Origin of the sequence: Mesorhizobium sp. M1328 (assembly GCF_040318075.1) — a bacterium.
Lineage (GTDB): Bacteria > Pseudomonadota > Alphaproteobacteria > Rhizobiales > Rhizobiaceae > Mesorhizobium.
In genome coordinates, this window is record NZ_JAMYLO010000026.1 from 72,622 (window position 1) to 79,144 (window position 6,523).

Here is a 6,523-nt window from a genome sequence, read left to right on the forward strand (position 1 = left end):
TTTGCCAAAACTTGGCATCTCCCCCACAAGGAGGGAGATTGGATGTCACCGCCGCTTTCGCCAATTTTCGAGGTCGGGAGGGCCGGCGCGGGAACTGCCGATCTCCTCACTCGTGGGGGAGATGGCCGGCAGGCCAGAGGGGGGCGCGCAGGAACGCCGCCTTAACAAGAAACGGAGAACTACCATGGAAACCATCGGCTTCATCGGCCTCGGCATCATGGGCGCGCCGATGGCGGGGCATCTGCTCGACGCCGGCTATCAAGTCTTCGCCAGCGACCACCGCTCGAAACCGCCGGCCGATCTCGTCGACAAGGGTCTGAAGATCGTCTCTGGCCACAGCGCCGTCGCGAAAACGGCCGACATTGTCATCACCATGGTTCCGGATACGCCGCAGGTGGCCGACGTGCTGTTCGGCGAAAACGGCGTCGCGTCCGGGCTGACAAGAGGCAAGCTGGTCATCGACATGAGCTCGATCTCGCCGATCGAGACCAAGGAATTCGCAAAAAAGATCAACGATCTCGGCTGCGACTATCTCGATGCGCCGGTGTCGGGCGGCGAGGTCGGCGCCAAGGCAGCGTCGCTGACCATCATGGTCGGCGGCGAGGAAAAAGCCTTCGAACGCGCCAGGCCCATCTTCGAGAAGTTGGGCAAGAACATCACGCTGGTCGGACCGAACGGCGTCGGCCAGACAACCAAGGTCGCCAATCAGATCGTGGTCGCGCTGACCATCGAGGCCGTCGCCGAAGCGCTTGTCTTTGCTTCAAAAGCCGGCGCCGATCCGGCCAAGGTCAGGCAAGCGCTGATGGGCGGGCTCGCCGCCTCGCGCATTCTCGAAGTGCACGGCGAGCGCATGATCAAGCGCAGCTTCGCGCCGGGCTTCCGCATCGAACTTCACCAGAAGGATCTCAATCTCGCGCTGGAAGGCGCGAAAGCCCTCGGCGTGGCGCTGCCCAACACCTCGACCACGCAGCAATTGTTCAATTCTTGCGCGGCGAATGGTGGGGCTAAGGAAGATCATTCGGCGCTTGTTCGAGCGCTGGAGCGGATGGCGGGATGTGAAGTGGGTGAATAGTGAATGGTGGGTAGGTAGTCAGTAGCAGATAGGTGAGTAGTTGATAGTGAATTGGTCACGACTTACGTGCAGTCTCACCATTCACCATTCACCATTCACCATTCACCATTCACTCTTTCAAAAATTTCCTTGCCGCATAAAGCGCCACCGCCGCCGCGTTCGACACATTGAGGGAGCGGATGGCGCCGGGCATGTCGAGCCGGGCAAGCGTCGTCACCGTTTCGCGCGTTTTCTGGCGCAGGCCTTTGCCCTCGGCGCCCAGCACCAATGCGATCTTTTCTCCCGAAAAACTCTTTTCGAGCTCCGCCGGACCGTCCGAATCCAGCCCTATCGTCTGGAATCCGGCCTCGTGCAGTTGGCCGAGCGCGTCGGCGAGGTTCTTCACCTCGATCTGATCGATGTGCTCCAGCGCACCGGAGGCCGACTTCGCCAGTACGCCGGATTCCTGCGGGCTGTGGCGCGCCGTGGTGATCAGCGCGCCGGCGCCGAAGGCCACCGCCGAGCGCAGGATCGCGCCGACGTTGTGCGGATCGGTGATCTGGTCGAGCACCAGCACCAGCCTGGCGTCGCCAAGCGCATCGAGCCGCTTCGGTTTCAGCGGCTCGGCCTCGATCAGCACACCCTGGTGCACAGCATCGGAGCCGGTGACCTTGTCGATGTCCCTGGGCTCGACCAGTTCCGCCTTGAAGGCCAAAGCACCGAGATCGGCGATTGCCAGCCGCTCGGCAGCGTTGCGCGTCACCAGCATTTTTTTGATCTTGCGACGCGGATTGTCGAGCGCCGCCCGCACCGTGTGCAGCCCGTAGAGCCGCACCAGTCCATCCGCCGGGTTCTCGCCGGCCGGCACCGGCTGGCGTGGCCTGAACGACGGCGCGCCGCCGCTCTTCTCGTCGCGATGCGCGCGGCGCAGCTTGGCGTAGTGGGTGTCTTTCGGGGTCTTGGACTTGTTATCGTTGCTCATGGCCGGCTTCTATAGCCGTGTCGTCCGGCCATGGATACAGCCGCAGAAGCTGCTTGTCGGGCGAGGCGTGAGATTCAGCGCTTTTTGCCGGGCTGTTGCGGTTGACAGTTTTGGGCGCTGCCGCCATAAGGCGCTTCGCGGAAGGGCTGCTTTGGCGGCCGCGACGCGTCGATGCCTCGTTGCATGGCTCCGGCGGCAGACTGGAGAGGTGCCCGAGTGGTTAAAGGGGACGGACTGTAAATCCGTTGGCTATGCCTACGTTGGTTCAAATCCAACCCTCTCCACCACTGCCGGCCCGGAAGCCCTGAAACGCAGAGCGAGCGTCGGAGCGGATCCGACGCTTGACTGAAAGGCGCGGGTATAGCTCAGTGGTAGAGCAGCAGCCTTCCAAGCTGAATATGCGGGTTCGATTCCCGCTACCCGCTCCAGATTTCCCGCAGCCGCCGCGTCCCTCGCGCACGATCCCGAAGCAGGCAGCGCCAAGCGAAGCGCTTTGCCGATAGTTCAAAGTATTCGTTGCGCGTCCAAACGGACGCGCGACGAACTCTAATCTGTGTTTTACGCATATCGTTGTCCCAACCCGCAGGCGGCATTGGGCGACAGGCGTCAGCTCGCGAATTTGCTGAATATGGACGCGAGTTGGTTCTGCTGCGGCACTTGCCCTTTCGGCGTCAGCTGGTCGACAAGCCCGGGCAAGGCCGCGGACAATTGCTGGAGCAATTCCTGCTGGTTCAGGCCCGTCCTTTGGGCGATCTCCTGGATGATTTGTGGCCCGAGAGCACTGCCCAGATCGCTGGGGTTGATCGGCTGGTTCTGACCGGTGCCGACCCACGAATTGACGACGTTGCCGTGGCCGGCGTCCTTCAGTTTGTCGAGCAGGCCGCCCAGACCGCCGAGCAGTCCGCCGTCGGCGGATGCGGTTGCATCAGGCGGGACGGGGGCAGGGCTTTGCGCTGCCTCCGGCTGGGCGGAACTTCCACCGCTCAGCATTTTTCCCACCAAAAGTGCACCGAGCGCGATCATCAGCGGCTTGGCGACGTTGCCGCCGGGAACGGCATTGTCAAACAGTCCCATTGTGGATCTCCATGTCAAATTGCCCGTCCGTCCCCGACAATGACGCATTCATGGCGAATTTCAAGCCGGTTTGAGCTTTCCGTAATCATGATTTTCAAGTTGGCTTGAGCTTTGCTTAATAATGTGGAAGTAATCGAGCGCGGGGAACGGAGAGGAAAAATGTCAATATTAAGCTGGATTATTCTCGGCGTCATCGCCGGCTTCATAGGCAGCAAGATTGTCAATAAAAGCGGGCAAGGCCTTGTGCTCGACATCGTGCTCGGGATTGTCGGGGCTATCGTCGGCGGGCTCATCTTCAGTGCGTTTGGTGCGTCGGGCGTTACCGGGCTCAACATCTACAGCCTGATCGTAGCCGTTGTCGGTGCCGTGGTTGTCCTGTGGGCCTATCACCAGTTCAGCGGCAAGAGGGCTCTGTAGAAGCCGTTCGGCAGTTGCGTCGGCATTCACCCGAATGCCGACCGCCTATCTGATCCTTTTGAGGATTTCGCGGATCAGCGTGTTGAGGCCGGCTTCCAGCCCTCTCACCATGATCGGCCATAATTCCTCGAGCAGTCGCTGCCATGCCGCATCGCGCCCAATCCTCACCGGCAGATTTGGCATCAAGCCCATTGCCGCCGTCACGTCGCGGCGCAGCCGTTCGCCACAGGCGCTTGCGCCGCTGATCGTCGGATCGAAGGGCAGCCGGGTGAATCCCATTTTCCGCGTTGTTCTATGCCGAGATTGCTCTCGACCTCGGCATGCGAGAGCACCGTTTTGGACGTGACCTTGATGCGGTAATATTTGCAGAGTTCGGCGACAACCGCGGTCATCGCGTCCCACTGCGCCCTGGTCATCGGATAGCGGCCGGCATCGAACGGCCTTTCCTCCCGGCCATGCAGCAGAGCGAAACCCCGATCGAGCCGCCGTTGCAGTTGAGCGTGTGCGCGGCATATCCCGGTTTTACCCGGCCCGAATTGAGTGCGATCGAAGGCCGGCCCCTGACCAGACGGCCATTCCCCTCGACCAGTATGTGATACGCATCCCTGTCGGTATCGCCGGCCGAATGCGAGCCTGCCGTCCAATGGCAAATGACGCGCCTCATCGCAACATTGGGCAACCAGTCGGGCGGCAATGCCACAGAAATCTCCGCGAAATAGGTTCAGTGACGGAGCACAGTATAGTTTGCTTGGCGGCGCACGCGAAAACGAAACGATAATTTGGTTGAGCGTTTCTAACGGTCAGCTATTCGCCGGCATCTCCGGCGACCGCGTGTTCTTCATATTGCGGCAGATCGTCGGTGATCGTGAACCACTTTGCCTTGGAGCCGACGAAGATGTGCTGCGTCGGGCGGATGGTCGGCTCGTCGACGAGGCTTCCCATGGCGACATGCACGAAGGCACCGTCGCGGACCACCGAATAGAGCAACGAGCCGCAAGTCTTGCAGTGCGCATCATGGCCGGTTTCGTCGCCGAAGATCATGAGATTGTCCTCGCCCGTCGCCAGGCTCAGCCTGTCGCGCTCGATGCCGGCGAATGGCTTGAAGGCCGAGCCGGTGGTGCGCCGGCAGTTCGAGCAGTGGCAGTTCGCGGCATAGATGAACGCGTCCGCCACCGCGTACTGAACGGCGCCGCACAGGCACTTTCCGGCGAGCGTGCGGTTGCGTGAATTCTGGTTGTCATCCGGGCTTGCCACGCGCTCCTCCCATTGTGCAGGCCGATTTCAGTTTCAAGCGACGACGGTCAACCGGCGCTTGCGCTCGTCGAGCGAGACGATGGTCAACCCGCTGGCCACCACCAGCAGGATGCCGCAGATGGCCAGCGCATTCGGGAGCTGCCGGAATACCACCAGGCCTGAAATCACCGCCCAGACGGTAAAGCAATAGTAGAACGGCGCCACCACGCTGGTCGGCCCGACGCGATAGGCCATGAAGATGAAGAAGTGGCCGAAGATCAGGAACAGTCCGGCGCCGCCCATCAGCAGCAGGTGACCGGTCCCAGGCACCACCCACTGCTCGGAAACCAGATGCGCAACGCCGGCGCCCGCGAGCACCACAATCACCGCGGAAATAGCCACGACCATTCCCGGCACGTCGGCGGCGACCTTGCGTCCGGCCAGATCGCGCGCCGCGGACAGGGCTGCATTGCCTAGCGCCAGCAGGGCGTAGACCGAAATCCCTTGCATTGTCGGTTGTGCCACCATCACCGCGCCGACAAAGCCGAGCCCGATCAGCGCCAGGCGTACCCCGCCGATCCGTTCGCCAAACAGCATCGAGGAGCCGACCAGCATCAGCAAGGGCGTGATCTGCCCGAGCGCGGTCGAGTCGGCGATCTGCATGTTGGCGAGCGCCACCACGTAGCAAAGGATAGCACCCAGCTCGAGCAGGTTCCTGCGCAAAACCTTGGCGTCTAGGATCAGCGGGATCTGCTTGCCATAGCCCAGCATGAACAGCAGCGGAATGCCCCACAATGTTGCCGCAGCGCCGCGCAGGAACAGCACCTCATAGGGCGGCAGTCCCGCGGTTGCGAGCTTCATCATCGTGTCGTTGACGATGTAGGACCCGGTCGAAACGACCATGAACAGCGGGCCTCGTATGGCAGTCGGGATGAAATGCATCGGCCCACGAAATCAGACCGGCGCCAGAGCGGCAATGGGCCAGATCCGGCTGTAAATCCGTCAAAGCCGTCAGCCGCCGCCGTAACCATTCCATTTGCCCTTGTTCGTTCCTATATCCGCGCCACATTCTCCGAAACCGGATCACGCGTTCGGGCGGGCGAGCGCGCTCGGCGACAAGGCACTTGTGTTTTTCGGCCTTAGTCGCTAATCGCCCCGCATTCGACTGAACTGAAGGTCCAGGCCGTCCCTAGGCCGTCCAAGGAAAGAGACTATGGCAAAAGGTAAATTCGAGCGCACTAAGCCTCATGTGAACATTGGCACGATTGGTCACGTCGACCATGGCAAGACGTCGCTGACGGCGGCGATCACCAAGTATTTTGGCGAATACAAGCGCTACGACCAGATCGATGCGGCGCCGGAAGAGAAGGCGCGCGGCATCACCATTTCGACGGCGCATGTCGAATACGAGACCGCCAACCGCCACTATGCCCATGTCGACTGCCCCGGCCACGCCGACTATGTGAAGAACATGATCACCGGTGCTGCGCAGATGGACGGTGCGATCCTGGTGGTGTCGGCCGCCGACGGCCCGATGCCGCAGACCCGCGAGCACATCCTTTTGGCCCGCCAGGTCGGCGTGCCCTCGATCGTGGTGTTTTTGAACAAGGTCGACCAGGTCGACGACGCCGAGCTGCTCGAGCTGGTCGAGCTGGAGGTGCGCGAGCTTTTGACCAAGAACGAGTTCCCCGGCGACGACATTCCGATCGTCAAGGGTTCGGCGCTTGCCGCACTTGAAGATTCTGACAAGAAGATCGGCGAGGACG

General features: G+C 61.5%; 9 protein-coding genes and 2 tRNA genes. 5 read left to right on the forward strand and 6 right to left on the reverse strand.

The window, feature by feature from the left end; translation table 11 throughout:
- Positions 1-184: 184 nt before the first annotated feature.
- Entirely contained in the window at positions 185-1,072 is an 888-nt protein-coding gene (locus NKH23_RS30375; RefSeq protein ID WP_352720810.1) for a 2-hydroxy-3-oxopropionate reductase, read from the forward strand.
- Between the two features lie 109 nt (positions 1,073-1,181).
- Here the strand turns inward: NKH23_RS30375 and NKH23_RS30380 are convergent, their stop codons facing one another.
- On the reverse strand, positions 1,182-2,033 hold the full coding sequence (locus NKH23_RS30380; RefSeq protein WP_352720811.1) for a TrmH family RNA methyltransferase: 852 nt from the start codon (positions 2,031-2,033) through the stop codon (positions 1,182-1,184).
- A gap of 202 nt (positions 2,034-2,235) precedes the next feature.
- Between NKH23_RS30380 and NKH23_RS30385 the strand changes: the two genes are divergently transcribed.
- Together NKH23_RS30385 and NKH23_RS30390 are read left to right on the forward strand one after the other, a co-directional pair.
- Positions 2,236-2,320, forward strand: a tRNA-Tyr gene (locus NKH23_RS30385).
- A gap of 67 nt (positions 2,321-2,387) precedes the next feature.
- Positions 2,388-2,461: transfer RNA gene (locus NKH23_RS30390), tRNA-Gly, on the forward strand.
- 178 nt (positions 2,462-2,639) lie between these two features.
- Here the strand turns inward: NKH23_RS30390 and NKH23_RS30395 are convergent.
- On the reverse strand, positions 2,640-3,107 hold the full coding sequence (locus NKH23_RS30395; protein WP_352720813.1) for a YidB family protein: 468 nt from the start codon (positions 3,105-3,107) through the stop codon (positions 2,640-2,642).
- Positions 3,108-3,266: 159 nt separating this feature from the next.
- Here NKH23_RS30395 and NKH23_RS30400 point away from each other — a divergent pair, with 159 nt between their 5' ends.
- Positions 3,267-3,524 (forward strand): GlsB/YeaQ/YmgE family stress response membrane protein, encoded by a 258-nt coding sequence (locus NKH23_RS30400; protein ID WP_023717513.1) that lies wholly within the window; start codon positions 3,267-3,269, stop codon positions 3,522-3,524.
- Positions 3,525-3,569: 45 nt separating this feature from the next.
- Here the strand turns inward: NKH23_RS30400 and NKH23_RS30405 are convergent, their stop codons facing one another.
- From NKH23_RS30405 to NKH23_RS30420, 4 genes are all read right to left on the reverse strand, one after another.
- On the reverse strand, positions 3,570-3,803 hold the full coding sequence (locus tag NKH23_RS30405) for a hypothetical protein (protein ID WP_352720815.1): 234 nt from the start codon (positions 3,801-3,803) through the stop codon (positions 3,570-3,572).
- 133 nt (positions 3,804-3,936) lie between these two features.
- On the reverse strand, positions 3,937-4,224 hold the full coding sequence (locus NKH23_RS30410) for a peptidoglycan recognition protein family protein (RefSeq protein ID WP_352915877.1): 288 nt from the start codon (positions 4,222-4,224) through the stop codon (positions 3,937-3,939).
- Positions 4,225-4,328: 104 nt separating this feature from the next.
- Entirely contained in the window at positions 4,329-4,778 is a 450-nt protein-coding gene (locus tag NKH23_RS30415; protein WP_352720817.1) for a GFA family protein, read from the reverse strand.
- 33 nt (positions 4,779-4,811) lie between these two features.
- Positions 4,812-5,699: a DMT family transporter gene (locus NKH23_RS30420; RefSeq protein WP_352915874.1), complete on the reverse strand. Its 888-nt coding sequence runs from the start codon at positions 5,697-5,699 to the stop codon at positions 4,812-4,814.
- Between the two features lie 271 nt (positions 5,700-5,970).
- Here NKH23_RS30420 and NKH23_RS30425 point away from each other — a divergent pair.
- The coding region (locus NKH23_RS30425) for a GTP-binding protein (protein WP_352915871.1) at positions 5,971-6,523 on the forward strand (553 nt) is incomplete at its 3' end.

Coding starts and splice junctions, on each gene's coding strand:
- NKH23_RS30375 (WP_352720810.1), top strand. CDS start 185: ATGGAAACCATCGGCTTCATCGGCCTCGGCATCATGGGCGCGCCGATG.
- NKH23_RS30380 (WP_352720811.1), bottom strand. CDS start 2,033: ATGAGCAACGATAACAAGTCCAAGACCCCGAAAGACACCCACTACGCC.
- NKH23_RS30395 (WP_352720813.1), bottom strand. CDS start 3,107: ATGGGACTGTTTGACAATGCCGTTCCCGGCGGCAACGTCGCCAAGCCG.
- NKH23_RS30400 (WP_023717513.1), top strand. CDS start 3,267: ATGTCAATATTAAGCTGGATTATTCTCGGCGTCATCGCCGGCTTCATA.
- NKH23_RS30405 (WP_352720815.1), bottom strand. CDS start 3,803: ATGGGATTCACCCGGCTGCCCTTCGATCCGACGATCAGCGGCGCAAGC.
- NKH23_RS30420 (WP_352915874.1), bottom strand. CDS start 5,699: ATGCATTTCATCCCGACTGCCATACGAGGCCCGCTGTTCATGGTCGTT.